Annotated in this window: 21 protein-coding genes and 1 pseudogene; 12 read left to right on the top strand and 10 right to left on the bottom strand. The window is 72.3% G+C overall.

The features are described 5' to 3' along the window. Positions 1 to 97: 97 nt before the first annotated feature. Positions 98 to 1393: a benzoate/H(+) symporter BenE family transporter gene (locus CP967_RS11700; protein WP_150487930.1), complete on the bottom strand. Its 1296-nt coding sequence runs from the start codon at positions 1391 to 1393 to the stop codon at positions 98 to 100. A 437-nt stretch (positions 1394 to 1830) separates the two neighbouring features. Here CP967_RS11700 and CP967_RS11695 point away from each other — a divergent pair, with 437 nt between their 5' ends. Both CP967_RS11695 and CP967_RS11690 read left to right on the top strand, forming a co-directional pair. After that, positions 1831 to 3081: a hypothetical protein gene (locus CP967_RS11695; protein ID WP_150487929.1), complete on the top strand. Its 1251-nt coding sequence runs from the start codon at positions 1831 to 1833 to the stop codon at positions 3079 to 3081. A 99-nt stretch (positions 3082 to 3180) separates the two neighbouring features. Further along, positions 3181 to 3963, top strand: coding sequence for a hypothetical protein (locus tag CP967_RS11690; protein ID WP_150487928.1), 783 nt, complete (start codon positions 3181 to 3183; stop codon positions 3961 to 3963). On the opposite strand, the gene CP967_RS11685 is transcribed toward CP967_RS11690, so the two are convergent. After that, positions 3935 to 4384, bottom strand: a complete 450-nt coding sequence (locus tag CP967_RS11685) for a DUF192 domain-containing protein (protein ID WP_150487927.1) — start codon at positions 4382 to 4384, stop codon at positions 3935 to 3937. The genes CP967_RS11690 and CP967_RS11685 overlap by 29 nt on opposite strands. 105 nt (positions 4385 to 4489) lie before the next feature. Here CP967_RS11685 and CP967_RS11680 point away from each other — a divergent pair, with 105 nt between their 5' ends. The 3 genes from CP967_RS11680 (at position 4490) to CP967_RS11670 (ending at position 7076) form a co-directional block, all read left to right on the top strand. Continuing rightward, positions 4490 to 5536, top strand: a complete 1047-nt coding sequence (locus CP967_RS11680; RefSeq protein ID WP_150487926.1) for a prepilin peptidase — start codon at positions 4490 to 4492, stop codon at positions 5534 to 5536. Between the two features lie 104 nt (positions 5537 to 5640). Next, entirely contained in the window at positions 5641 to 6471 is an 831-nt protein-coding gene (locus CP967_RS11675; RefSeq protein WP_150487925.1) for a class I SAM-dependent methyltransferase, read from the top strand. A 152-nt stretch (positions 6472 to 6623) separates the two neighbouring features. Further along, complete coding sequence (locus CP967_RS11670; protein ID WP_150487924.1) at positions 6624 to 7076, top strand: hypothetical protein; 453 nt, start codon at positions 6624 to 6626, stop codon at positions 7074 to 7076. A 588-nt stretch (positions 7077 to 7664) separates the two neighbouring features. Here CP967_RS11670 and mgrA read toward each other — a convergent pair. Continuing rightward, positions 7665 to 8702 carry an L-glyceraldehyde 3-phosphate reductase gene (mgrA, locus tag CP967_RS11665; RefSeq protein ID WP_150487923.1) on the bottom strand — a complete coding sequence of 346 codons (1038 nt, stop codon included), beginning with the start codon at positions 8700 to 8702 and terminating at the stop codon, positions 7665 to 7667. A gap of 204 nt (positions 8703 to 8906) precedes the next feature. Between mgrA and CP967_RS11660 the strand changes: the two genes are divergently transcribed. From CP967_RS11660 to CP967_RS11640, 5 genes and pseudogenes are all read left to right on the top strand, one after another. Next, positions 8907 to 9668, top strand: a complete 762-nt coding sequence (locus CP967_RS11660) for an isoprenyl transferase (protein WP_150491802.1) — start codon at positions 8907 to 8909, stop codon at positions 9666 to 9668. Positions 9669 to 10070: 402 nt separating this feature from the next. Continuing rightward, on the top strand, positions 10071 to 11393 hold the full coding sequence (phoH2, locus tag CP967_RS11655) for an RNA 5'-3' helicase PhoH2 (RefSeq protein WP_150487922.1): 1323 nt from the start codon (positions 10071 to 10073) through the stop codon (positions 11391 to 11393). Positions 11394 to 11783: 390 nt separating this feature from the next. Next, the gene (locus CP967_RS11650; protein WP_150487921.1) at positions 11784 to 12494 is read left to right on the top strand and encodes an aggregation-promoting factor C-terminal-like domain-containing protein; all 711 of its coding nucleotides are present in this window, start codon (positions 11784 to 11786) and stop codon (positions 12492 to 12494) included. A gap of 146 nt (positions 12495 to 12640) precedes the next feature. Next, positions 12641 to 14077, top strand: a complete 1437-nt coding sequence (locus CP967_RS11645; RefSeq protein ID WP_150487920.1) for an AI-2E family transporter — start codon at positions 12641 to 12643, stop codon at positions 14075 to 14077. 15 nt (positions 14078 to 14092) lie between these two features. Beyond that, positions 14093 to 14380: pseudogene (locus CP967_RS11640) on the top strand (type II toxin-antitoxin system death-on-curing family toxin); the annotation flags it as partial. A gap of 111 nt (positions 14381 to 14491) precedes the next feature. On the opposite strand, the gene CP967_RS11635 reads toward CP967_RS11640, so the two are convergent. Both CP967_RS11635 and CP967_RS11630 read right to left on the bottom strand, forming a co-directional pair. Further along, positions 14492 to 15025 carry an alkyl hydroperoxide reductase gene (locus tag CP967_RS11635; RefSeq protein WP_150487918.1) on the bottom strand — a complete coding sequence of 178 codons (534 nt, stop codon included), beginning with the start codon at positions 15023 to 15025 and terminating at the stop codon, positions 14492 to 14494. A gap of 6 nt (positions 15026 to 15031) precedes the next feature. Then, positions 15032 to 15586 (bottom strand): peroxiredoxin, encoded by a 555-nt coding sequence (locus tag CP967_RS11630; protein ID WP_150487917.1) that lies wholly within the window; start codon positions 15584 to 15586, stop codon positions 15032 to 15034. 143 nt (positions 15587 to 15729) lie between these two features. Here CP967_RS11630 and CP967_RS11625 point away from each other — a divergent pair, with 143 nt between their 5' ends. After that, entirely contained in the window at positions 15730 to 16689 is a 960-nt protein-coding gene (locus CP967_RS11625; RefSeq protein ID WP_150487916.1) for a hydrogen peroxide-inducible genes activator, read from the top strand. A 115-nt stretch (positions 16690 to 16804) separates the two neighbouring features. Here the strand turns inward: CP967_RS11625 and CP967_RS11620 are convergent, their stop codons facing one another. The 5 genes from CP967_RS11620 to CP967_RS11600 all read right to left on the bottom strand — a co-directional run bounded on the left by CP967_RS11620 (position 16805) and on the right by CP967_RS11600 (position 21744). Beyond that, the gene (locus CP967_RS11620; RefSeq protein ID WP_150487915.1) at positions 16805 to 19144 is read right to left on the bottom strand and encodes an ABC transporter permease; all 2340 of its coding nucleotides are present in this window, start codon (positions 19142 to 19144) and stop codon (positions 16805 to 16807) included. Continuing rightward, complete coding sequence (locus tag CP967_RS11615; protein ID WP_150487914.1) at positions 19141 to 19827, bottom strand: ABC transporter ATP-binding protein; 687 nt, start codon at positions 19825 to 19827, stop codon at positions 19141 to 19143. The genes CP967_RS11620 and CP967_RS11615 overlap by 4 nt, the downstream gene beginning before the upstream one ends. Continuing rightward, the gene (locus tag CP967_RS11610; protein ID WP_150487913.1) at positions 19824 to 20348 is read right to left on the bottom strand and encodes a PadR family transcriptional regulator; all 525 of its coding nucleotides are present in this window, start codon (positions 20346 to 20348) and stop codon (positions 19824 to 19826) included. The genes CP967_RS11615 and CP967_RS11610 overlap by 4 nt, the downstream gene beginning before the upstream one ends. A gap of 137 nt (positions 20349 to 20485) precedes the next feature. Continuing rightward, the gene (locus CP967_RS11605; protein WP_150487912.1) at positions 20486 to 20776 is read right to left on the bottom strand and encodes a type II toxin-antitoxin system antitoxin; all 291 of its coding nucleotides are present in this window, start codon (positions 20774 to 20776) and stop codon (positions 20486 to 20488) included. Then, complete coding sequence (locus CP967_RS11600; RefSeq protein ID WP_150487911.1) at positions 20773 to 21744, bottom strand: SPFH domain-containing protein; 972 nt, start codon at positions 21742 to 21744, stop codon at positions 20773 to 20775. Before CP967_RS11600 ends, CP967_RS11605 begins: the two co-directional genes overlap by 4 nt. A gap of 220 nt (positions 21745 to 21964) precedes the next feature. Between CP967_RS11600 and CP967_RS11595 the strand changes: the two genes are divergently transcribed. Then, positions 21965 to 24169 carry a transglycosylase domain-containing protein gene (locus CP967_RS11595; RefSeq protein ID WP_150487910.1) on the top strand — a complete coding sequence of 735 codons (2205 nt, stop codon included), beginning with the start codon at positions 21965 to 21967 and terminating at the stop codon, positions 24167 to 24169. Positions 24170 to 24206: the final 37 nt, after the last annotated feature.

The raw sequence follows: 24206 nt of genomic DNA, 5'->3' as shown, positions 1-24206 counted from the left end.
CGCAGACAGCCCCCGGCGCCTGTGTCTGTGCAGGCACCGGCACCCGCACCGGCACCGGCACCGGAACCCGCACCCGCACCGGTGCAGGCGTCCCGTCCTACGAGGAGGCCGAGGCAGGCTGTTCGGCCGGTGCCCCGGCATCCGCCCGGCGCCTGCCGCGCAGCCGCCCGCCGACCAGGAGGTGCGCCGCGATACCGAACACCAGCCCCCAGAACGCCGAACCGATCCCGAACAGGGTGACCCCCGAGGCCGTGGCCAGGAAGGTGACCAGCGCGGCCTCCCGGTCCTTCTCCTCCCGTACGGCTCCCGCCAGCCCACCGGACAGGGCACCGAGGAGCGCTACCCCGGCGAGGGCGGCGACCAGCTCCTTCGGCAGGCCCGCGAAGAACGCCACCAGCGTCGAGCCGAACGCCCCGACCACCAGGTAGACCACGCCGCAGGCGACACCCGCGACGTACCGGCGCCGGGGATCACGGTGGGCCTCCGGCCCCGTGCAGATCGCCGCGGTGATGGCGGCGAGGTTCACCGCGTGCGAGCCGAAGGGGGCGAGCACGGCCGAGACCACTCCGGTCGAACCGACCAGCAGCCTGTCGTCGGGGCGGTAACCGGAGGCGCTGAGCACCCCGACCCCGGGAGCGTTCTGGGAGGCGAGCGTGGCGAGGGTCAGCGGCACCGCGATGCCGACCAGTGAGGCCACGGAGAAGGCGGGCGCCGTGAACACCGGCTGCACCAGACCGACATGGTCCAGCCGTACGCGCAGTTCCGCGGTGGCCGCGCTGCACACCACACCGGCGACCAGGGCGAGCAGCACGGCGTACCGGGGGAGCCACCGCTTCCCCAGGAGATAGGCCAGCAGCACCGAACCTGCGATGACCGGGGCGCTCTCCAGCGAGGTGAACACGTCCGCGCCGAACGAGAACAGGATGCCCGCGAGCATGGCCGAGACGACCGCCCCCGGCACGAGCCGCATCAGCCGCCCGAAGACCCCGGTCAGCCCGATCAGGGCCGTCACCACCCCCGACACCACGAACGCGCCGATCACCTCGCCGTAGGCGTACGAACCGATGCTGGTCACCAGCAGCGCGGCCCCGGGTGTGGACCAGGCGGTGACGACCGGCATCCGGGTCCGCAGGCTGAGCACGACGCAGGTGAGCCCGCTGCCGATCGATATCGCCCAGATCCAGGAACCGGTCCGCCCCGCGTCCAGATGGGCCGCGTGCGCGGCGGACAGCACGATGACCAGGGGACCCGAGTAGGACACGACGACCGCGACGACGCCGGCGAGCACGGCGGACAGGGACAGATCGCGCAGCAGCCGGGGCGGGGAGGCGGGTACGCGGGCCGGGGGCCGCTCGGCCGTCTCCTCCGCCGGGGCCGATGAACCGGTCGCCATGTGTTCTGCCGCCTTCCTGCCGTGCCGTGCCGCGCGCGCACCGCGCCCGAGCCGTGCGTGCACCGCGCCACGCGTGTACCGGGCCCGAGCCGCGCGTGTACCGCGCCCGAGCCGTACGGGCGGGTGCGCGCCGTACGCCCCGAACCCTTCCATGCCCTCCCGCGTCCGCTCCGCCCCGTCCGGCACCCGGGACAGGACACCGCGGCCCGGACGGGTGGGCGGCCCGGACACGGCAGGACCGCGAGCCGGGGCGCCGGGGGCCGAGACCGCCTCCGGACAAGGGCGCCGCTTCCGGTGGTACGTCATCGCCGGGGACGCTCGTCGTCGGACGCCCCGCCGGTCCCGTGGCCCGCGCCCGCCGGTCCCGTGGCCCGCGCCCGGCTGACCGGGGCCGCCCGGAGAGGGGCCGCCCCGCCCGGGCCGACATAATCGGCCGTATGCCTCATGCCGAGACCCGGACCCGCCCCCCGGTGCCGTCCCCCGGACCGACGCCGCCCGGCCCGCCCGGCCCGCCCGGCCCGCCCGGTTCGCCCGGCCCGTCCGGCACCTTCCGCCACCGCGCCCGGACCGCGTTCGCCGCCGCGGCCCCCGCCCTCGCCGTGTACGCGGCCGTCCGGGCCGTCGGGCTCCTCGTCCTCTGGGTGTGGGCGTCGGCCACCGGGAAGGACGCCCTGCACCTGCTGGGCGGACGCTGGGACTCCGTCTGGTACCAGCGGATCGCCGGGAACGGCTACGGCTACACCGTCACCCTGCCCGACGGCGGTGTCCACCCCGACCTGGCGTTCTTCCCGCTGCTGCCCGCCCTGGAACGCGCGCTGGCCACCGTGTCCCCGCTCACCCTCCAGGGCGCCGGCATCGCCGTCGCCTGGCTCGCGGGACTGGCCGCCGCCTGGGGGATCTTCGCCGTGGGCGCGCGGCTGTACGGGCGGCGGGCCGGGGTGGTGCTGGCCGCGCTGTGGGGGGTGTACCCGACGGCGTTCGTGCAGTCGATGGCGTACACCGAGACGCTGTTCACCGCGCTCGCCGCCTGGTCCCTGTACGCGGTGCTGCGCGACCGCTGGATCACGGCCGGCGCCCTGTGCGTGCTCGCGGGACTGACCCGGCCCTCGGCCGCGGCGCTCATCGCCGCGCTCGGGATCACCGCGGCGGTCGCCCTCGTACGGGAGCACCGCTCGGGCGCACCCGCGGCCGGGCGGGCGCGACGGCGGGCGCGCATGCTGCTCGGGGTGTGCCTCGCGCCGCTGGGCTGGCTGGGATACGTCGTGTTCGTCGCCGTGCGCGAGGGCGGCCCGTTCGCCTACTTCGAGGTACAGGCGGCCTGGGGCAACAGCATCGACGGCGGCCGGGCGCTGGCCGCGTTCATCGCCGGGCTGCCGCTGCCCGCCGCACTCGGCCTCTGCGCGGCGCTGGGGCTGCTCGGATGGCTGGTGGCCCTGTGCGTACGGCAGCGGCAGCCGGTGCCGGTCCTGGTGTACGGCATCGCGGTCGTCGTGATCTCGCTGATCGGCTCCGGGTACTTCGGGTCCCGGCCGAGGCTGATGATGCCCGCCTTCCCGCTGCTCGTCCCGCCCGCCCTGGCGCTGGCAGGGGTGCGTACCACCGCCCGGACGGCCGCGGTCCTCACGGTCCTCGCGGTGGCGTCCGGCGTGTACGGCGCCTGGACGCTGCTCGGATCCGGCCCGCCGTGAGAGGAGTTGGGCCCACGGGCCCACGCGCGGGCGACACACCGGTTGTTACCGTGCGGTCCCGTGCACCGCGTACCGCGGGCGGGTCAGGAGCTGCGAGCGATGAAGGTACGTACGACAGTCCGGGCGGCGGCCACCGCGGCCCTCCTCTGCCTCGCCGCCGTCGCCTGCGGGCCGGACGGCGGGGCGCAGGACGACCGGAGCGGCAGGACCGGCAAGGGCGCCGCCGGGACCGGTGCCCCGGCATCCCCCGCCGACGGGGCACCGGCCTCGTCGCGACCGCCCGCCCCCGCACCCACCAGCGACGGCAGGACCCTCACCGAAGCAGGACTCACCGAGGTGGCACTGACCACCGGGGAGCTGCCCGGCTGGGAGATCGACCCGCTCCAGGGCACGGAGGAGCGGGGCACGGAGAAGCCCGACGACGACGCCTGCCGGCCGCTCACCGCCGTCATCAACGGCTCGCCCGAGCCGGCCCCCGCGGCCACCGTCTTCCGCACGGCCGTGGACACCGCGGAAGAGGGCCAGGAGGACCAGACCGTCGTCACCGAGATCCTCACCTCGCACCACCCGGGCGACGCCGGACAACTTCTGCACACGGTGCGCGACGCGGTACGCGCCTGCGCCGGAGGGTTCCGTACGACGAGCGAGGACGGGCCGTCCACCTACACCGAGGTGAAGGAACTGCCCGCCCCCGACGCCGGTCAGGAGGCCTTCGCCTACCAGGTGACGGGCAGCCTCGAAGGGGACCGGGTCCCGCTCGTCTTCCACCTGGTCCGCACCGGGTCCACGGTCGTCACCTTCTACGCCGCCAACTACCTCGCGGACACCGTCCCCGAGATCCCGGCAGCCCTGGTCACCGCCCAGGCGGCGAGGCTTCCCTGACCGCGGGCTCCGCCTCGACGCGGACACGGGCCCCCCGGCGCAGCCCCCATGCCTCCATCGCCCCGGCCTCGGACTCCAGCACGTGCCGGGCCCGCAGCCTCGGCAGGCCGAGCCGGCCCGGTTTCATCGTGCGGACCGCCAGGACCCTGAACCGCCGGTCCAGATAGGCCACATCGATGGCGAAACGCATCCGGAAGGTGTGGACGCTCCCGCACGGGGTGATCAGCAGTGCCCCGTCGACACCGTCCACCCCCAGCAGCCCCTTCGCCCGCGCCCGGTACGACGCCGCGATCCGCAGCGGTATCCCCCGCCCGGCGGGGGCCGGTTCGTGAGGCCGGCCCGTGTCCGGCCCCGGCCCCCCCGCCGGATCGGGGGCCGCCATCACCGTCAGTGTGCCGTTGCCGTTACGCCATTTCCCCATGGGCACCGACCGTAGCCCTCCCCGCGCCCCGCTGGGCCCGGAACGGCGGGCAGTGGGCCCCAGGGCCCAAGACCGGCCGGAGCCGCCCGGATTAGGGTCACCGACGTGGACGCCACACTGATTGCGGTCGCCGTGCTCTGGGGCGCCGCCACCGGACCGCTGCTGCCGCGTGCCGCCTACCGCTTCGCCGTGGAACCCGAGGAAGCGCTGCGGGACAGCTGCCCGGCCGGGCACACGCTCGGCGGGCCGGCCCTCGGCCGCGGCTGGATCGGCTCCACCACCTGCGCGAGCTGCGCCACGGCTCCCGTGCCCGTCCACCCCGGAGACACGGCGCGGGCCCACCCGCAGACACCCGGCACACCGGCCCCTCGGACCGCACTTGGAGCCACCGCCCCGGAGACCGCGGCCCCGGCCCCCGGGGCAGCGGCCGCCGAAGCCCGGCCCGCGGCTCCCGGAGCCGCGGTGCCGTCCCCAGAAGCCCGGTCCGCGGCCTCCGGAGCCGCAGCCTCGCCCCCCGAAGCCCGGGATCCGGCCCCCGGAGCCCAGGCCCCGGAAGCCCCCGCATCGGACCCCGGCCCCGGGGCGGGGGAGCAGGCCACCCGGAACCCCCGTTACGCCCCCCGCTTCCTGGCCCCCGCCGTCAACGTCCTCGCCTGCGCCGCCCTGGCCTGGGCGGTCGGCCCCCGGCCGGAACTCCTCGTATGGCTGCTGGCGGCGCCCGTCGCGGTGCTCCTGGCCGTCATCGACCACCGGGTGCACCGGCTGCCCGACCCGCTGACCCTTCCGCTGGCCGCCGGGCTCGGTCTGCTGCTCGGAGCCACGGCACTCCACCCCGGACACGCCGGTTCCTGGACCACGGCCCTGCTCGGCGGTGCCGGGCTCGGCGGCTTCTACTTCCTGCTCTTCCTGATCAACCCCAACGGCATGGGCTTCGGCGACGTGAAACTGGCCCTCTCCCTCGGCGTGGGCCTCGGCTGGTACGGCTGGGGGGTGCTGTTCGCCGGCGGTTTCGCGGGTTTCCTCCTCGGAGCCCTGTACGGAGCCTGTCTGATGCTCCTGCGCCGGGCCGGGCGCAGGACGGGCATCCCGTTCGGCCCGTTCATGATCACGGGAGCGCTGCTCGGCCTGCTGTCCGGCGGCCTGGCCGGCTGAGGTGCCCAGGCGCCGGCAGGAGCTCCGGACGGAAGGGGGAGGGGGAGGGACCGGTGCCGAATAAACGTTCGCGCGGGCGCGCCCCCGGCTGCCACGCTTCCCGTATGGAATCCTCCACGCCCGCCCCCACACCCCCGGTGGAGTCCGGCCCCGGTCCCCGCCCGGCCTCCGGCCCGGACGGGCGCTTCGAGACGCTGGTCGCCGAGGCCGCAGCCGTACCGGTCGACGGCTGGGACTTCTCCTGGCTGGACGGGCGCGCCACCGAGCAGCGCCCTTCCTGGGGGTACGCCCGCGCCATGGCCGGCCGCATGGCCCGAGCCGGTGCCGCGCTCGACATCCAGACCGGCGGCGGAGAGGTGCTGGCCTCCGTGCCCCGGCTGCCGGCGCTGACCGTGGCCACCGAGTCCTGGCCCCCGAACATCGCCCGCGCCACCGCACTGCTCCACCCGCGCGGGGTGGCGGTGGTCGCGGACGCCGACGAACCGCCGCTGCCGTTCGGGGACGGCGCCTTCGACCTCGTGGTCAGCAGGCACCCGGTGACCACCTGGTGGGAGGAGATCGCCAGGGTGCTGGTGCCCGGCGGTACGTACTTCTCCCAACAGGTCGGGCCCTCCAGCGTGTTCGAGATCATCGAGTACTTCCTGGGCCCGCAGCCGGACGAGGCCCGGGACGCCCGCGACCCGCGGCACGCGGCGGCCGGGGCAGAGGCCGCGGGACTGGAGGTCGTCGGCCTGCGCGCGGAGAGGCTGCGGATGGAGTTCTTCGACATCGGGGCCGTCGTCTACTTCCTGCGCAAGGTCATCTGGATGGTTCCCGGCTTCACCGTCGAGGAGTACCTTCCCCGACTACGCTCCCTGCACCGGAAGATCGAGAGCGAAGGGCCGTTCGTCGCGCACAGCTCCAGGTACCTGATCGAGGCCCGCAAGCCCCGCTGACCGAGCCCCGCCGACCAGGCCCGCCGGCCGTGCGGATCCGGGTCCGCCAGGGGCATCCGGCCGGTGTCCGACGCAACGGCTCCGCCCGCCCCTCCGTCCTACTCATGGGTAGTGCGACCCTGGTGGTTGAGCGCACAACGAAGGGGCAGGTCATGACGGTTGGAAGGGAAGCCACCGGCGGAGAGACCGGACGGCCGGCGGGCCGCCCTCGGCACCGGAGGGCCGACTGGCTGGCCGGAGCCCGCATCACCGCCGTCCACGGCCTGTTCTACCGGCCCGAGGGGCGCGCGGGAGAGCCCGAGGCGGTCGAATTCGTGCTCGCCGAAGGGCAGTCGGTCCTGCTGACCTGTGTCTCCGGCGGGACGCTGGGCATCACCTCCGGCTCCTGGCCCGCCCTGCCCGACTGGTGCGTACCCGGCCAGTGGGACTTCGGCCCGCTGCCCCAGCTCCCGCCGGTCCCGTACACCGGGGCGTGGACCGTCGTCGGAGCCGAGGAGTACCGCGACGGGCGGGACAGGGCCTACGAGGCCGTCCTCCGCTGCGAGGAGGGTGACTTCGTGGTGGGCTCGGGCGACACGGTGACGATCCGCTTCATACGCCGCTGAGAGCTCCGGGGTACCGGCCGGCTCGTCCCGCGCTGTCACCGGCGCCGGCGGTGCCGTCCCTCGTCCCCCGACGGGCGGGCCGCCGGGCGGAGTCCGGCCCGGCCCCGGGACACGGTGCGGGCGTGCGGGGTCATGCGGCCGGACCCGGGGCGTCAACGGGTCAACCCCCGTCCTGCGCGGCTCGCGGGAAGCGGGAGCGGGGCCGGAGTGCGGCCGGAGCCGGGCCGGACCCCCCGGAGGGCCTTCGAACACGCCCGGACCAGGGCCGGGACCCGTCCAGGACGGTTTCGCCGATGCGGGCACAGCGCATTCCGGCGAATCCGGAGAGTAATTGTGGAGTGGCGTGGCACGCGGCATCCCTTACGAAGGGTTATGGTGGAAACCCCCCCTCGGGCCGGTCCGTAACCCCCCCCCACGGACCGGCCCGTTTTTTGTGCCCGGAATCAGGCGGCGCACCCGGGACCAGCCCCGCCACCGGAATCCCGCCACCCGCCACCCGCCGGGCCCCCGGGTCGCCGGGTCCCCGGGCCCAGGGGACCACCCACCCCCGGTGCCCGGAGCGGGCGGCCCCCCCGCCGGGGCGCCGCCTCAGCCCCGGTTCGCCCAGATGTTGGTGCGCGCGGTGTCCACCGCGAAGGTGTCGATCTCGACCAGCTCGTCCGCCGACAGCGCCGGCGCGGCGAGCGCGGCCACGTTCTCCTCCAGCTGCTCCACGCTGGACGCGCCGATCAGGGCCGACGTCATACGGTCGTCCCGCAGCACCCAGTTGAGGGCCAGCTGGGCCAGGGTCTGGCCGCGGCCCCGCGCGATGCCGTCCAGACCGCGCAGCCGCCGCACCATCTCCTCGGTGAGCAGCCCCGGGTCCAGGGACTTGCCCTGGCTGGCGCGCGAGCCCTCCGGGATCCCGGTGAGGTACTTGCCGGTGAGCAGTCCCTGGGCGAGCGGTGCGAAGGAGATGCAGCCCATACCCGCCTCCTCCAGCGTGTCGAGCAGTCCGTCGGCCTCGATCCAGCGGTTCACCATCGAGTAGGACGGCTGGTGGATCAGGGCCGGCACCCCCATCTCCCGGAGCAGCCGGGCCGCCTCGGCCGTCTGCTCGGAGTTGTAGGAGGACACCCCCGCGTAGAGGGCCTTGCCCCGGTGCACCGCGGAGGCCAGCGCCCCCATGGTCTCCTCCAGCGGGGTCGCCGGGTCGAAGCGGTGCGAGTAGAAGATGTCGACGTAATCGAGGCCGGTCCGCCGCAGGGAGGCGTCCAGCGAGGACAGCAGGTACTTACGGGAGCCCCACTCACCGTACGGGCCCGGGTGCATCAGGTAACCGGCCTTCGTGGAGACGACCAGCTCGTCCCGGTACGGCGCGAAGTCCTGGCGGAAGAGCTTGCCGAAGTTCAGCTCGGCGGAGCCCGGCGGCGGACCGTAGTTGTTGGCGAGGTCGAAGTGGGTCACACCGAGGTCGAAGGCGCGGCGCAGGATCGCCCGCTGGGTGGCCAGGTCCCGGTCGTCGCCGAAGTTGTGCCACAGGCCGAGCGAGACGGCGGGCAGCCTGAGGCCGCTGCGCCCGGTCCTGCGGTATTCCATGGAGTCGTATCGCGACTCAGCGGCACGGTGGTGGATGGATTCAGTCACCTTTCACTCCTTATCACGGACTTGTGACACACCGGTTGGGCCGTGGTGACCGGCCCGCAGTAATGTGGCGGCTTCGGGATGCGCAGGTCCGCGGCCCGGATCTGTAGGCGCGGACCGTGCGGAGCTCCCCCGGGGACGGACCCGGACCCCCGGTGACGGGGACGGCGGGCCCACGACCCGTAAAGAACCGAGAGGGTGACTTCAGTGAACTTGCGTGACCTGGTGTACGGGCTCTACGCGCGCCGTGTGGAAGGCCGCCTGGACCACGCCCAGGTGCCCAAGCACATCGGAGTCATCCTCGACGGCAACCGGCGATGGGCGAAGGCGTCGGGCGGGTCGGCCGTACAGGGGCACCAGGCCGGGGCCGACAAGATCTCCGAGCTCCTCGGCTGGTGCGGCGAGACCGAGGTCGAGGTCGTCACCCTGTGGCTGCTGTCCACGGACAACTTCGACCGGCCCGAGGCGGAACTGGTCCCGCTGCTCGGCATCATCGAGAACACGGTGCGCAGCCTCGCCGCCGACGGGCGGTGGCGCGTCCACCACGTCGGGACGATGGACCTGCTGCCCGCGCGGACCCAGACCGTGCTGAAGGAGGCGGAGGAGGCCACGGCCGGGGTCGAGGGGATACTCGTCAACGTCGCCGTCGGCTACGGCGGACGCCAGGAGATCGCGGACGCCGTCCGGTCACTGCTGCTGGACCACGCGGCCAAGGGCACCACCTTCGAGGAACTCGCCGAGGTCGTCTCCACGGACCTGATCTCCGAGCACCTCTACACCCGGGGACAGCCCGATCCCGACCTGGTGATCCGTACCAGCGGTGAGCAGCGGCTGTCCGGGTTCATGCTCTGGCAGAGCGCCCACTCCGAGTACTACTTCTGCGAGGTCTTCTGGCCGGCCTTCCGGAAGGTCGACTTCCTGCGGGCCCTGCGCGACTACGCCGCCCGCCACCGCCGTTACGGCGCCTGAGCGCGGAACGGTTCCGGCGGACCGGCCCGGGCGGCGGGGACGGCCCGGGCCGCGGCGCCCCGCCCGGGGCCCGCGTCCCTCGGGCCGTGCTTCCCGAACCGTGCCCTCCGGGCTGCGGCGATGACCGTACGGGCTCGGCATGGCGGGGCTGCCTGAGGGGAATGCCTCTGTCAGGTCGATGTCCGGTCATCAGCCAGGCGGACGTCGCAGACCGATGAGCGGCGTCCCGCCCGCTCACCCGGGAGGCCCTTTGCACTCGAAGGACCGCACGACGTGCGGCCGACGCGAAGGGCCGGTGTCCGGCCCGCGCACAGGGTCCGGACCCGGTCCGTCCTCTTCCTTCGGGAAGTTCCGCGACTTCCGTCGCACTCCCCGACCTCGTCCGAGGGGGTACGTCCTTCCGTGGTGACCAGTACCAAGCGCCGCATGCCCGACAGGCGCACCTATGTTCTCGACACCAGTGTCCTGCTGGCCGACCCCAGTGCCCTGACCCGCTTCGACGAGCACGAAGTCGTGCTCCCGGTCGTGGTGGTGACGGAGCTGGAGGCCAAACGGCACCATCCCGAACTCGGTTACTTCGCCCGGCAGGCCCTGCGCCTGCTCGACGACTTCCGGGTGAGGTACGGCCGGCTGGACGCCCCGGTCCCGCTCGGGGACCTGGGCGGGACGCTCCGTGTCGAACTCAACCACTCGGACCCCGGGGTACTGCCCGCCGGCTACCGGCTGGGGGACAACGACTCACGGATCCTCGCGGTCGCGCGCAACCTCCAGGCCGAGGGGTACGACGTCACCGTCGTCTCCAAGGACCTCCCGCTCCGGATCAAGGCGTCCTCGGTGGGCCTGCTCGCCGAGGAGTACCGCGCCGAGCTCGCCATCACCGACTCCGGCTGGACCGGGATGGCCGAACTGGCGCTGACCGGCGAACAGGTCGACCTGCTCTTCTCGGAGGAGACCCTCTACGTCCCCGAGGCGGCCGGACACCCCGTACACACCGGTCTCGTCATCCAGTCCGAGCGCGGCAAGGCCCTCGGCAGGGTCACCGCCGAGGGCAACGTACGCCTGGTGCGCGGCGACCGGGAAGCGTTCGGCATCCACGGCCGCAGCGCCGAGCAGCGCATCGCGCTGGACCTGCTGCTCGACCCGGACGTCGGCATCGTCTCCATGGGCGGGCGCGCGGGCACGGGCAAATCCGCGCTGGCGCTCTGCGCGGGCCTGGAGGCGGTGCTGGAGCGCAGGCAGCACCAGAAGGTGATGGTCTTCCGCCCGCTGTACGCGGTCGGCGGGCAGGAACTGGGCTACCTCCCCGGCACCGAGGCCGAGAAGATGAGCCCCTGGGCGCAGGCCGTCTTCGACACGCTGTCGGCGGTCGCCGGACGCGAGGTCATCGAAGAGGTGCTGGGCCGGGGGATGCTGGAGATCCTCCCGCTCACTCACATCCGGGGCCGCTCGCTGCACGACGCGTTCGTGATCGTGGACGAGGCCCAGTCCCTCGAACGGAACGTCCTGCTGACCGTTCTGTCCCGGATCGGCACGAATTCGCGTGTCGTGCTCACCCATGACGTCGCCCAGCGGGACAACCTCCGGGTCGGCCGGTACGACGGAGTCGTCGCCGTGGTCGAGAAACTGAAGGGGCATCCCCTCTTCGCCCACGTCACGCTCACCCGTTCCGAGCGCTCGCCGATCGCCGCGCTGGTGACCGAAATGCTGGAGGAAGGGCACATCTGACAGGGAAAGTCCCGAAGGTGCCGCCCGGCGAGCGAAAGAGCTTAGCCGGGCGGCATTGTGCTGCGCCGTCATTTCCGCAAAACACTTGGCCCAAACGGGGTGTGAGCTTTCCCACGCGACACAGAATTGCAACAGTGCGTGTCTCTCCGGCAGAGTCTTGCTTCCGTCAGGCCCCGCATACGGCAACTGGCGCCTCCCGCAGGCGCCGCGCACCAGACAACTCAACACACGCCGTCCGTATGCCGCCCGCGAGTACCACGCGGCGCTTCCCGTGAGGAAGCCGCCCACCGGGCCCGTGCCTCCCGTGACCCAAGCAGTAGGGAGGCCAGTGCCAGGGGCACGATTGCGCCCGCGAGGTCACCTAAGCGGGCGATGCTGGAAGGACACCGTGTGAGCCGGATCTCGGTCCGGGGGTTCGCAGTGGCATCAGCCACCGCGGTCACCACCGTTGGCGCCGTCGTAGGCGTTGCCTCGGGCAGCACTCCCGCTGCCGATGACAACAACTTCGAGGCGGCCGCAGCCGACACCACGCTGCTCGCAGACATCCCCGCGGGCCAGCAGGCCCAGGTCCAGACCGCCTCGCTGACCCAGCAGGCCGACGCCCAGGCCTCCGCGGCCGACGCGGCCGCGAAGAAGTCGGCCGAGGAGACGGCCCGCGTCCAGGCGGCCAAGGACGCCAAGTCCAAGAAGAAGGCCGCCGAGGACAAGCTGGAGGCCGATCGCAAGGCCAAGGAGAAGGCGGCGGAGGCCGAGCGTGCGAGCCGGTCCGCCGTCCGCGACGCCACCTCCTTCGCCGCGCAGGGCTCCTACACCGTGGCCCAGGTACAGGCGATGGCCCGGCAGATGGTCCCCGCCGACCAGTTCCAGTGCTTCAGCAACATCGTGAACCACGAGTCCACCTGGAACTACCGGGCGCAGAACCCTTCCTCCGGTGCGTACGGGCTCGTCCAGGCACTGCCCGGCTCGAAGATGTCCTCCGCCGGCGCCGACTGGCAGACCAACCCCGCCACCCAGATCAAGTGGGGCCTCAGCTACATGGACGGCCGCTACGGCAGCCCCTGCGGCGCCTGGTCCTTCTGGCAGGCCAACCACTGGTACTAGGCCGGGAATTCCTCCGGCGGGAACCGCCGGACGCTCAACCCCGTGAAGCCCCGCACCGTCCTACGGTGCGGGGCTTCACGCGTGTACGGTCGGATCCGAACAGCTCCAGGAGAGTGATGGGAGCAGGCGGGGGAAAGGGAAGAACCATGTCCAAACTTCCGGGGTGGCTCGGCCGGCTGGGCGCCGGACTCAGCGATATCGGGGCACGCCTGGAAGAGCGCCGTGCCCGGAGCGCGCACCCGGAGGACGAGGACGTGGCCGCCACGAGTCCTTCCCCCGAGGCGCTGGCCGCCGCGGCCGACGCCCGGGAGGCCGCCGGACAGGCGGACCAGGTGCCGCGCCCACCGGACTACGCCCCCTACGTCTCCGCCAAGCCCGATCCGGTCGCGGCGATCCCGTGGGGCATGCGGGTCGCGGCGGAGGCCGGCTGGCGGCTGCTTGTCCTGGCGGGCACGCTCTGGGTGCTGATGCGGGTCATCAGCGCGGTGCAGCTGATCGTCCTGGCGTTCACCGCGGCCCTGCTGGTGACGGCGATGCTCCAGCCGACCGTCGTACGGCTCAAGCGGCTCGGGCTGCCCCGCGGGCTGGCGACCGCGGTCACCGCCGTGCTCGGCTTCGTGATCATCGGACTGGTCGGCTGGTTCGTGGTGTGGCAGGTGATGGACAACCTGGACACGCTCTCCGACCGGGTCCGCGACGGCATCGACGAGTTGAAGCGCTGGCTGCTGGACAGCCCGTTCCACGTCACCGAGTCGCAGATCAACGACATCGCCAAGAACCTCAGCGACACCATCGGCACCAACACCGAGGAGATCACCTCCGCCGGGCTCCAGGGCGTGACCGTGATGGTGGAGTTCCTCACCGGGCTGCTGCTGGCGATGTTCTCGACGCTCTTCCTGCTCTACGACGGCAAGCGCATCTGGCAGTGGTTCCTCAAACTGGTGCCCACCCAGGCCCGTCCGGGTGTCGCGGGCGCGGGGCCGCGTGCCTGGCGGACCCTGACGGCGTATGTGCGGGGCACGGTGATCGTCGCCCTGATCGACGCGATCTTCATCGGGCTCGGGATCTACTTCCTCGATGTGCCGATGGCGGTGCCGCTCGCCGTCTTCATCTTCCTCTTCGCCTTCATCCCGCTGGTCGGCGCCGTGATCTCCGGGGCGCTCGCCGTGGTCGTCGCGCTCGTCACCCAGGGCGTGTTCACCGCCCTGATGGTGCTCATCGTGGTGCTCGCCGTGCAGCAGATCGAGGGCCACATCCTCCAGCCCTTCATCCTCGGCCGCGCCGTGCGCGTCCACCCGCTGGCCGTCGTCCTGGCGGTCGCCGCGGGCGGCGTGATCGCCGGCATCGGCGGCGCGGTCGTCGCCGTACCGCTGGTCGCGGTGACCAACACGGTGGTCGGTTACCTCAAGGCGTACGGCGAACAGGAGGCCATGCGCCGGGTGCCGCCCCCGCACGGCGCCACCGCCCTGGCCACCGCCCCGACCCCGGTCCCGGAGCCGTCCCGCGCCGGGGACCCCGGCCCCGGCACCCGGGACGGCGAGGGGACGGACGGACCGGCGGGGCCGGAGACCCCCCAGGCGTAGCGGCGGACGGACACGGTCGAGCGGCCCCGGACCCATGTGTTCGGGGCCGAGCTGTACCCCACGCTGCACGACAAGGCGGCGGCCCTGCTGCACTCCGTCGCCCGCAACCACGCGCTGATCGACGGCAACAAGCGCACCGCCTGGCTCGCCATGCGTGTTTTCCTGCGGTTCAACGGCGCCGGCGCCGACACGGCTCCGCCACCCGTCTCCGTCGCCGGACCGTTCGTCGAGGAGGTCGCGCAGGACCTTCTCGACGTACCGGCCATCGCCAAGCGCCTGTCGGACTGGTTCCCCCTCCCCTGAGACCCGGCCGCTCGGGCCGGGGGGAAGCCGGGCTCTCGCCGGGGCGGCGCGAGAAGGGCCCCGCGGACGGTCGGTCGTCCACGGGGCCCTTCTCGTACAAAGGTACTCGTACTACTGGGCCAGCACGGCCTCGGAGTCGAGGGTCACGCCGACCGCCTGGATCACCGCGGCGATCTTGGCGGCCTCCTGGATGGTCTCCCGGTCCAGGCCGGCCTTGCGCAGCACCTGCTCGTGCGAGTCCAGGCACTGGCCGCAGCCGTTGATCGCGGAGACCGCGAACGACCACAGCTCGAAGTCGGCCTTCTCCACACCGGGGTTGCCGATGACGTTCATCCGCAGACCCGCGCGGAGGGTCCCGTACTCCGGGTCCGACAGCAGGTGCCGGGTGCGGTAGAAGACGTTGTTCATCGCCATGACGGCCGCCGCGGACTTCGCCGCGGTGTACGCCTCGGCGGAGAGGTTGGCCTTGGCCTCCGGCTCCAGCTCGCGCAGCACCTTGGGCGAGCGCGAGGCGATCGCGCAGGCCAGGACGGTGCCCCACAGCTGCTGCTGGGGGAGGTCGCTGTTCCCGATGACCGAACCGAGGTTCAGCTTCAGGTCCTTGGCGTAGTCCGGTATGGCGGACTTCAGCTCGTCGAGTGCCATGTCAGATCACTCGCCCGACAGGAGCGCGACCGGGTCGAGGGTGTTCTCGCCCTTGGTCCAGTTGCACGGGCACAGCTCGTCGGTCTGCAGGGCGTCGAGGACCCGCAGGACCTCCTTGGGGTTACGGCCCACGGAACCGGCGGTCACCATCGTGAACTGGATCTCGTTGTTCTGGTCGACGATGAAGACGGCGCGCTGGGCGAAGCCGTCCTCGCCCTCGATGCCGAGGTCACGCATGAGCTCGTGCTTCGAGTCGGCCATCATCGGGAAGGGCAGGTCGGTCAGGTCCGGGTGGTCCTTGCGCCAGGCGTGGTGCACGAACTCGGAGTCACCGGAGAAGCCGAGGACCTGGGCGTCACGGTCGGCGAACTCGTCGTTCAGCTTGCCGAAGGCCGCGATCTCCGTCGGGCACACGAAGGTGAAGTCCTTCGGCCACGCGAAGACGATCTTCCACTTGCCCTCGTAGGTCTTGTGGTTGATCTGCTCGAACTCCTTGCCGCTCTCCAGCGACACACAAGCGGTCAGGTCGAACTCGGGGAACTTGTCACCGACAGTGAGCACGCGCACTCCTTGCTGGATGGGACATCCCCTTTAGGGGGATTTCCCGGGGGTTGGACGGTTTCCACTCTGGCACAGAGTGCATTGATCACGGAAATAGCTACACTCTGCCGTGATGATCGGAGGTGCCTATCAGTGGAGTGATCGTGGGATACGTAAATCAGCCCAACCGGCCCAAACAGCCGAGCCTGTCGCAGCTGCGCGCCTTCGCGGCCGTGGCGGAGCACCTGCACTTCCGGGACGCGGCGGCAGCCATCGGCATGAGCCAGCCGGCGCTCTCCGGGGCGGTTTCCGCGCTGGAGGTGGCACTGGGTGTCCAGCTGCTCGAGCGTACGACGCGCAAGGTGCTGCTGTCTCCCGCCGGGGAACGCCTCGCCGTGCGGGCCGGCGCCGTACTGGAGGCGCTCGCCGATCTGATGGAGGAGGCGGAGGCGGTACGGGCGCCGTTCACCGGGGTGCTCAGGCTCGGCGTGATCCCGACCGTCGCCCCCTACCTGCTGCCGACCGTCCTCACCCTGGTCCACGACCGCTACCCGGAACTCGACCTCCAGGTACACGAGGAGCAGACCTCCTCGCTGCTGGACGGACTGGGCGCCGGGCGCCTGGACCTGCTGCTGCTCGCGGTGCCGCTCGGAGTGTCCGGCGTCACCGAACTCCCGCTTTTCGACGAGGACTTCGTGCTCGTCATGGAGCGGGGCAACCGGCTGGGCGGACGCGGGGACATCCCGCGTGACGCCTTGCAGGACCTGCCGCTGCTGCTCCTCGACGAGGGGCACTGCCTGCGCGACCAGGCCCTGGACATCTGCCGCGAGGCCGGCCGCACCGAAGGCGCCCCGGTCACCACGACCGCCGCGGGCCTCTCGACCCTCGTACAGCTCGTCGCGGGCGGACTCGGCGTGACACTGCTGCCGCGCACCGCGGTGAAGATCGAGACGGCACGCAACGACGCCCTGGACACCGGGTACTTCACCGAACCGGCGCCCTCCCGGCGTATCGCGCTGGCCGTACGGACCGGCACCGCTCGGCACGCCGAGTTCGAGGAGTTCGCGGCAGCGCTGCGCGAGGCGCTGAGCGCCCTGCCGGTGCGGGTCGTGGCGGAGGGCTGAGCACACCCGGCCCTCCGCCACGCCCGCGCCGTCCAGGGCCTCTCGCCCGTACCGCGCGGGGCCTCCCGCCCGTACCGTGCGGGGCTTCCCGCCCACGCCGTACGGAGCCTCCCGCTCACTCCGTACGCAGACCGTCCGGGCGCATCATCCGCCACAGCGGCGGCAGCGAGAGCAGTGTCACCCCCGCGACGAGCACCGCTCCGGCCCCCGCCAGCGGCCAGAACAGGAACCACTGGGTCACCGTCTTCGCCAGCATCCAGGTCAGCACCCACCCCAGCCCCAGGCCGCCCGCGACAGCGGCCAGCAGACCCACGGCCACCGGAAGGGCGGTCTGCCAGAGCACCGACCAGCCCAGCGTGGAACGCTTCGTGCCGAAGGCGACCAGCACCGCCAGCAGCCGCTTGCGCTCCCGCAGCTGCTCCAGCTGCGAGACCAGCATCGAGACCGCGATCAGCAGGAGCGTCGCCACCGCGCCGAACCGCAGGCCGGTCTGCACACTCGCGTACTGCCGGTCCCTGTACGTGGCCGTGAGAGTGGCGACCCGCATCCCCGGGTCGATCCGGGCGGCGGTGTTGCGGACGTGCTCCGAGGCGTCCGGCACGCTCTCGTCGATCCGGATCTGCGTGACCGTCTGCGCGGTCGGCAGGATCTTCGGGTCCAGCGCCCCCGCCGTCGCGAGGATGCCCCAGTGCTCCTTGCCGAGCGGGTCGAGACCGGCCGTCACCGTGCGGGTGCCCGCGGGCAGGGTCCAGAGCACCGACTTCGCGCCGGGCTCGTCGCCCACCATCGGGTTGAGCTCGACCCGCTCGCCCTTGCGGGCGGTCTCGTCGATCCAGTCGGCCTGCTCCTTGTCGTTCTCGGGGTGGGCGACGAAGGTGTCCCCCTCCTCGCAGGAGCCGATCCGGGCCAGTTCCCTCAGGGTCGCGCAGTCGCCGACGGTCAGGGAGGTGATGGGCTGGATGTCCTCCTCGTTCTCCGGCTTCCCCGGCTTCATGGCGTACGTCTCCACGGTGCCGATGACGGCTTCGACGCCCTCGGTGGCCTCGAAGGCCGCGATGGTCCGGGTGGCCGAGTCCCCGTCGACCTGCCCGGAGTAGGTGTGGAACTGGGCCCGCGAGGGATCCTGGCCCGTCATCGAGTCGAACTCGTCACCGACGGCCGCGAACAGCATCTGCAGGGCCACCGCACCCGCCACCGCGACGGTGATGCCGCTGACGGCCCGTGAGGCGGACCCGCTGCTCAGCCGGAGCCGGCGGACGGCGAGCTGCCAGGACAGCGGGCCGCCGCCCAGCAATTTCACCACCGCCTCGACCAGCCAGGGCAGCAGCAGGGCCAGACCGACCAGGACCAGGACCGCTCCGGCCGCGATCGGATAGGGGTTGACGGGGGTGAACTCGTCCACCTGGCCGGTCGCCCCGAGCACCGCCAGCCCCGCGGCGGGGACGAACAGGCGCCACCACAGCCGGCGCCTGCGGTCGCCGCCGCGGCGCACGACCCCCAGAGGTTCGACGACCACCGAGCGCATGGCGGCCAGCGTGACCAGCACCGCGGCGAGCGGTACGGCGACGGCGACCAGGGCCGCCGCCCAGGGCGCGGGCACCAGGTCGGACGGGAAGGCGCTGTGGTTCCACAGCTCCACCCGGCCCACGAACCGCCGTCCCACCAGGAAGAACACCGTCCCGGCCAGCAGCCCCAGCACCGAACCGAACAGGGCCTCGCCCGCGGCGATCCGGCGGGTCTGCCGGATGTCCGTCCCCACCAGCCGCAGCGCGGCCAGCCTGCGGTCCCGGCGCTCACCGCCGAACCGCACGGCCGTGGCGATGAAGATCGCCACCGGCACCAGCAGCACCACGCAGATGATGATGACCAGCATCACCAGGATCGGGCTGAGCGGTTCGCCCTCCCCGCCGCGCCCGTAACCGGCCACCCGGCGGCTGTCGGTGGCCAGGGCGAGGGTGTCGCTGCCCGCGTAGAAGTACAGCTCGCCGGGCGAGAGCAGCCCCTGGTCACCGATGACCGAGGTGATCTCGTACGGCAGCCGCTCCCGCAGGAGTTCGCCCTCGGGCGAGGCCAGCAGCTCCCGCAGCGCGGGGGAGACCGCCATCTCGCCGGGGGCGGGGAAGTGCGCGACCCCGGGCGGGAGGACGGGATCCGGCCCTTCCGCCCGCATCAGGAACCCGCCGACGGCCTGACCGCGGTACTCGGTCTCCGCGTCGGTCCTCAGGACCGTGCTGTCCGATTCCGGTACGGGCGCGCCGAGCGAGGACCCGGCCTCCTTGCGCCCGTCGTTCCGCGCGGACCGCTGGTCGAGCAGATGCGGTACGGACGAGGCGACCAGCAGCAGCGCCACGCCCAGCCCGACGCCGACGGCGGTGAGCGCGGTCCGCGCCCAGCCCTCACGCCCGCCCGCCGCCGCGAACCGTATGCCCAGGCCGAGGTCCCGCAGCCAGGTCATACGGCGAACTCCAGGTCCCGGGCACGGCCGTCGCGCACGACGACGTCACGGTCGGAGTAGGCGGCCACCCGCGCCTCGTGCGTCACCAGGACGACGGCGGTGTTCTCGGACCGGGCCGACTCGGTGAGCAGCTCCATCACCCGCTCGCCGTTGAGGGAGTCCAGGGCGCCGGTCGGCTCGTCGGCGAAGACCACCTTGGGGGAGCCCGCCAGCGCCCGCGCCACGGCGACCCGCTGGCCCTGGCCGCCGGACACCTCGCCGGGCCGCTTGCCCGCCACGTCCTCGACCTCCAGGCGCTCCAGCCACCGCCGGGCCGTCAGTTCGGCGGCCTTGCGGCGGACGCCGTTCAGCCGCAACGGCAGGGCGACGTTCTCCAGGCAGGTCAGTTCGGGGACGAGCTGGCCGAACTGGAACACGAAGCCGAAGTCGCTGCGCCGCAGGGCGCTGCGCTCGGCGTCGGACATCGCGGACAGCTCGCGGCCCGCGTAGGTGATGGTGCCCTCGTCGGGGGTGACGATCCCGGCGAGGCAGTGCAGCAGCGTCGACTTGCCGGACCCGGAGGGCCCCATGACGGCGACGACCTCGCCTGGGTGCACGGAGAAGGACGCGCCGTCCAGTGCGGGCGTCGAGCCGTAGGTCTTGCGCAGGTCCTGGGCGACGAGCAGGGAGCCGGCGGGGGTCACGGAGCGACCGCCTTCGCGAGCTGGTCCAGACGCGCGGCGGCCAGTTCCAGCCAGCGCAGATCCGCCTCCAGATGGAAGAGCGCGTGATCGCAGATCAGCTGGTCGGCGAGATCGCCCTTGCGCTTGCGGTCGGTGAGGGTACGCATGAGGCGCAGGTGCTCGGAGCGCTGGGTGTCCAGCAGGTCGGCGGCGCTGCGGCCGGTGAGCAGGGCCAGGACGACCTTGGTGTACAGGGTCGACTGCAGATACGGTTCGGGCTTCTCCGGGGTGGCCAGCCAGGTGGAGACGTCGGTGATCCCGGCGTCGGTGATGGCGTAGCGCTTGCGCTCCGGGCCGCCTTCGGACTCGACGCCGTCGACCTCGACCAGGCCGTTCTTGAGCAGCCGGGACATGGTCGCGTAGACCTGCCCGTAGTGCAGCGGGCGGTCCTGGCCGAACTTCTCGTCGAAGGTGCGCTTGAGGTCGTAGCCGTGGCGGGGGCCGGACTCCAGGAGTCCGAGCAGGGTGTGACCGATTGACATGCGGAGCACTGTACATGGTGTGTATACCTTGAATGTATACCGCCCTGGCGCGCGCCGCTCCGCCCTTGTCCCGGCCCGGGACGGGGGTGGAGCGGCGGGGCGGGCGCGGAACGCCCCCGGCCGGGCCGGCCCGGGGCTCAGGCGCCCGGCGGCCCCGTGGCGTCCCCGGCCCCCGGCCCCGCTTTCGGGGGGCGCCCCCGGCGCGGGATCGGCGCCGCGCTCCCCGGCAGCCGGCCCGCCTCCGCCAGCGCCTTCCGCAGCAGGAACTCGATCTGCGCGTTCGCGCTGCGCAGTTCGTCCGCCGCCCACCGGGCCAGGGCGTCGTGCACCGCGGGATCCAGCCGCAGCAGCGTCTGCTTCCGCTGCCGCCGGGCGGGGGCGCCGCCCGGTCCGGCGCCCCCGCCCGGCGGGGCGTCCTCGTCCGTCACTGGTAGAGCGTGCCCGTGTTCAGGACCGGCTGCGCCGCACGGTCACCGCACAGGACCACCATCAGATTGCTCACCATCGCAGCCTTCCGCTCGGAGTCCAGCTCCACGATGTCCTGCTCGGCGATCCGGGTCAGCGCCATCTCGACCATGCCCACCGCGCCCTCGACGATCTGCTGCCGGGCCGCCACGACGGCCCCCGCCTGCTGCCGCTGGAGCATCGCCGAGGCGATCTCCGGGGCGTACGCGAGGTGGCTGAAACGCGACTCGATGATCGAGACGCCGGCCGCCTGGACCCGGGCCGTGAGCTCCACCGCCAGCTTCTCGGTGATCTCCTCGGCGTTGCCCCGCAGGGACAGGCCGCCCTCGTCGTGGGAGTCGTAGGGGTACTCGATCGCGATGTGCCGCACGGCCGCCTCGGTCTGGGTGGCGACGAACTCCAGGAAGTCGTCGACCTCGAAGAGTGCCTGCGCGGTGTCGTCCACCTTCCAGACGACGATCGCGGCGAGCTCGATCGGGTTGCCGTAGGCGTCGTTGACCTTCAGGACCGCCGTCTCGTGGTTGCGGACCCGGGTGGAGATCTTGCGGCTGGAGGTCAGCGGGTTGATCCAGCGCAGACCGTCGGTGCGGATGGTGCCGACGTACCGGCCGAAGAGCTGGATGACCCGGGCCTCTCCCGGGGCGACCATCTTCACGCCGGACATGCAGAAGAGGGAGGCGATCGCGAGCAGCACCCCGAAGACGCAGACCGGGATGCCGACGGCGTTGTTCCCGCCCGACCCGATGACGCCTCCCATGACGGCCAGGCCCACGCCGAGGATCACCCCCAGCACGGTCAGGAGCAGACCGAGTCCGCCCGGGATGGAGTGCGCCGTCACCTCTCTGACCTGCGGTTCGGGCATCGTGGGCGTGTCCGGGGTGAGGTCCGGGGCGGAGCCTGCGGCGTCAGGGCGCTCGTGCGGTGCGGACATGGGTCCCCCGTTCTCGCGGCTCATCACCGCGCTAGCAATGTGATTACACATTAACCGGAATCACAACCATGCGCACCCCTGGCGCGTCGGTTCCATAGGGGCGGGTGCTGATTCTCACGTCCGGAAAAGACCGGATCGCTTGCCATATGTCCAGGCTTTCGGTGTTAGCTGGCAGGTCTGACCAGAGCGGTACGAGCCGAGGAACAGGAGCACCACAGCGATGGGTCGAGCGGATGCGCGCCGGGCCGCCGGGAGCGGCGGCATACGCCGGCTCTTCACCTGGCGGAAGATACTGGGCACTTTCTTCGGGTTCTGCCTGCTGGTGATGGGGGCCTTCGCCGCGCTCTACTTCTACGTGGACGTGCCCGAGGCCAACGCCCAGGCCCAGAAGCAGAGCAACGTCTACAAGTACAGCGACGGCTCGCTCCTGGCCCGGACCGGCTCCGGGGTCAACCGCGAGATAGTCGATCTGGCCGTCGTGCCGAAGAAGGTCCAGCACGCCTTCGTCGCCGCCGAGAACAAGTCGTTCTACCGGGACCAGGGCGTCGACCTCAAGGGCACCACCCGGGGCCTGCTCAACACCCTCTCCGGCAAGGGCAAGCAGGGCGGCTCCACGATCACCCAGCAGTACGTCAAGAACTACTACCTCACCCAGGACCGGACGGTCACCCGCAAGCTCAAGGAACTGGTGATCTCGCTCAAGGTCGACCAGCGGATGGAGAAGGACGACATCCTCGCCGGGTACCTCAACACCGTGTACTACGGGCGGGGCGCCAACGGCATCCAGGCGGCGGCCCAGGCCTACTACGGCGTCGACGCCGAGGACCTGGACGTCTCCCAGGGCGCCTACCTCGCGGCACTGCTCCAGGCCCCCAGCCAGTACGACTGGGCGTACGCGAACAAGACCGGGAAGAAGCTGGTCAAGGACCGCTGGGCGTACACCCTGGACAACATGGTGGACGAGGGCTGGCTCACGAAGTCCGAGCGGGCCGGCCTCACCTTCCCCGTACCCGAGTCGCCCAGGCCCGCCCCCGGCCTCGACGGCCAGGCCGGCTACCTCGTCGAGGCGGCGAACCAGGAGATGGCCCGCCAGGGCATCACCGAGGAGATGCGTGAGGCCGGCGGTTGGACCATCACCCTCAACATCGACAAGAAGAAGCAGAAGCAGCTGGAGCGGTCGGTCGAGGCCGAGCTGGAGAACCAGCTCGACCGCAAGGGCAGCAAGACCGACGCGACCGTCCAGGCGGGCGCCACCTCCGTGGACCCGAAGACCGGCAAGGTCCTCGCGCTCTACGGCGGTGTCGGCGCCACCGAGCACTGGGTCTCCAACGCCACCCGCCAGGACTACCAGCCCGCGTCCACCTTCAAGCCGCTGGTGCTCGCCTCCGCCCTGGAGAACGGGGCGAAGACGCGGAACGGTGAGCGGATCGGCCTGGACACCGTCTACGACGGCACCAGCAAGCGCCCCGTCGTCGGCAGCGACACCCCGTTCGCCCCGCAGAACGAGGACGACATCAGCTACACCGACCCGACCGTCCAGACGGCGCTGAACAAGTCGATCAACTCCGTCTTCGCGCAGATGGTCGTGGACGTCACCCCGAGCGCCGTGAAGAAGACGGCACTCTCGCTGGGTGTGCCCGACAAGAACTTCCCCGAGCGCCCCGCGATCACCCTCGGCACCATGAACGCCTCCACCTGGGACATGGCCGGGGTGTACGCCACCCTCGACAACCACGGCAAGAAGGTCACCCCGGCCATCGTCAAGTCCGCCGAGCACCGCGACCGCACCATGGAACCGGTCGACACCATCGGCGGACAGGTGATCAGCAGGGCCTCCGCCGACACCGTCACCAAGGGCATGACCGGTGTCGTCGACAACGGCTCCGGCCACGAGGCCAACACCCCCGCCTACGACGCCGCGGGCAAGACCGGCACCTCCGAGGACAACAAGTCGGCCTGGTTCGCCGGCTACACCCCGGAACTCACCACCGTCGTCGCCCTGTTCGGCGAGTCCACCGCGGAGGGCGGCGGCCAGGTCTCCCTCACCGGCACCGCCAACTCCGGCCGGGCCAACGGCGGTGGCTTCCCCGCACGGATCTGGGCCGACTACACCCTGGAGGCCCTCGGCGGCGGCTCCGACGCGGCCTTCGATCTGGAGGGCGTGGAACGGGGCGAGGCCCCGGTGAGGCGGGCCCCCTCCACCCCGCCCGCGCAGTCGCCCACCCCGCGGGAGACCCCGACCGAGGAACCCGAGGAGCCGTCCGAGAGCCCGAGCACCCCGCCGGCCGAGGAATCCTCCCCGCCGGCCACCCCCAGCGACACCCCCTCCTGGACGCCGAGCGGCACACCCACGGCGCCCGAGAGCCCGGAGGAGGAACAGCCGCCGGGCGAACGGCCGCAGGACCAGCTGCCCGGATCACGGTGACGCGGTGAACACGGGGGGAGGGGCGGTGTCCCGGGCA

Origin of the sequence: Streptomyces nitrosporeus (assembly GCF_008704555.1) — a bacterium.
GTDB classification, from domain to species: Bacteria; Actinomycetota; Actinomycetes; order Streptomycetales; family Streptomycetaceae; genus Streptomyces; species Streptomyces nitrosporeus.
Note: the sequence above shows the minus strand (reverse complement) of the source record. Positions and strands in the feature narration are given on the sequence as shown.

Excerpts from the sequence above, each read along its gene's own strand:
- CP967_RS11700 (WP_150487930.1), bottom strand. The coding sequence starts at position 1,393 with ATGGCGACCGGTTCATCGGCCCCGGCGGAGGAGACGGCCGAGCGGCCC.
- CP967_RS11695 (WP_150487929.1), top strand. The coding sequence starts at position 1,831 with ATGCCTCATGCCGAGACCCGGACCCGCCCCCCGGTGCCGTCCCCCGGA.
- CP967_RS11690 (WP_150487928.1), top strand. The coding sequence starts at position 3,181 with ATGAAGGTACGTACGACAGTCCGGGCGGCGGCCACCGCGGCCCTCCTC.
- CP967_RS11685 (WP_150487927.1), bottom strand. The coding sequence starts at position 4,384 with ATGGGGAAATGGCGTAACGGCAACGGCACACTGACGGTGATGGCGGCC.
- CP967_RS11675 (WP_150487925.1), top strand. The coding sequence starts at position 5,641 with ATGGAATCCTCCACGCCCGCCCCCACACCCCCGGTGGAGTCCGGCCCC.
- CP967_RS11670 (WP_150487924.1), top strand. The coding sequence starts at position 6,624 with ATGACGGTTGGAAGGGAAGCCACCGGCGGAGAGACCGGACGGCCGGCG.
- CP967_RS11645 (WP_150487920.1), top strand. The coding sequence starts at position 12,641 with ATGTCCAAACTTCCGGGGTGGCTCGGCCGGCTGGGCGCCGGACTCAGC.
- CP967_RS11635 (WP_150487918.1), bottom strand. The coding sequence starts at position 15,025 with ATGGCACTCGACGAGCTGAAGTCCGCCATACCGGACTACGCCAAGGAC.
- CP967_RS11620 (WP_150487915.1), bottom strand. The coding sequence starts at position 19,144 with ATGACCTGGCTGCGGGACCTCGGCCTGGGCATACGGTTCGCGGCGGCG.
- CP967_RS11610 (WP_150487913.1), bottom strand. The coding sequence starts at position 20,348 with ATGTCAATCGGTCACACCCTGCTCGGACTCCTGGAGTCCGGCCCCCGC.
- CP967_RS11600 (WP_150487911.1), bottom strand. The coding sequence starts at position 21,744 with ATGTCCGCACCGCACGAGCGCCCTGACGCCGCAGGCTCCGCCCCGGAC.
- CP967_RS11595 (WP_150487910.1), top strand. The coding sequence starts at position 21,965 with ATGGGTCGAGCGGATGCGCGCCGGGCCGCCGGGAGCGGCGGCATACGC.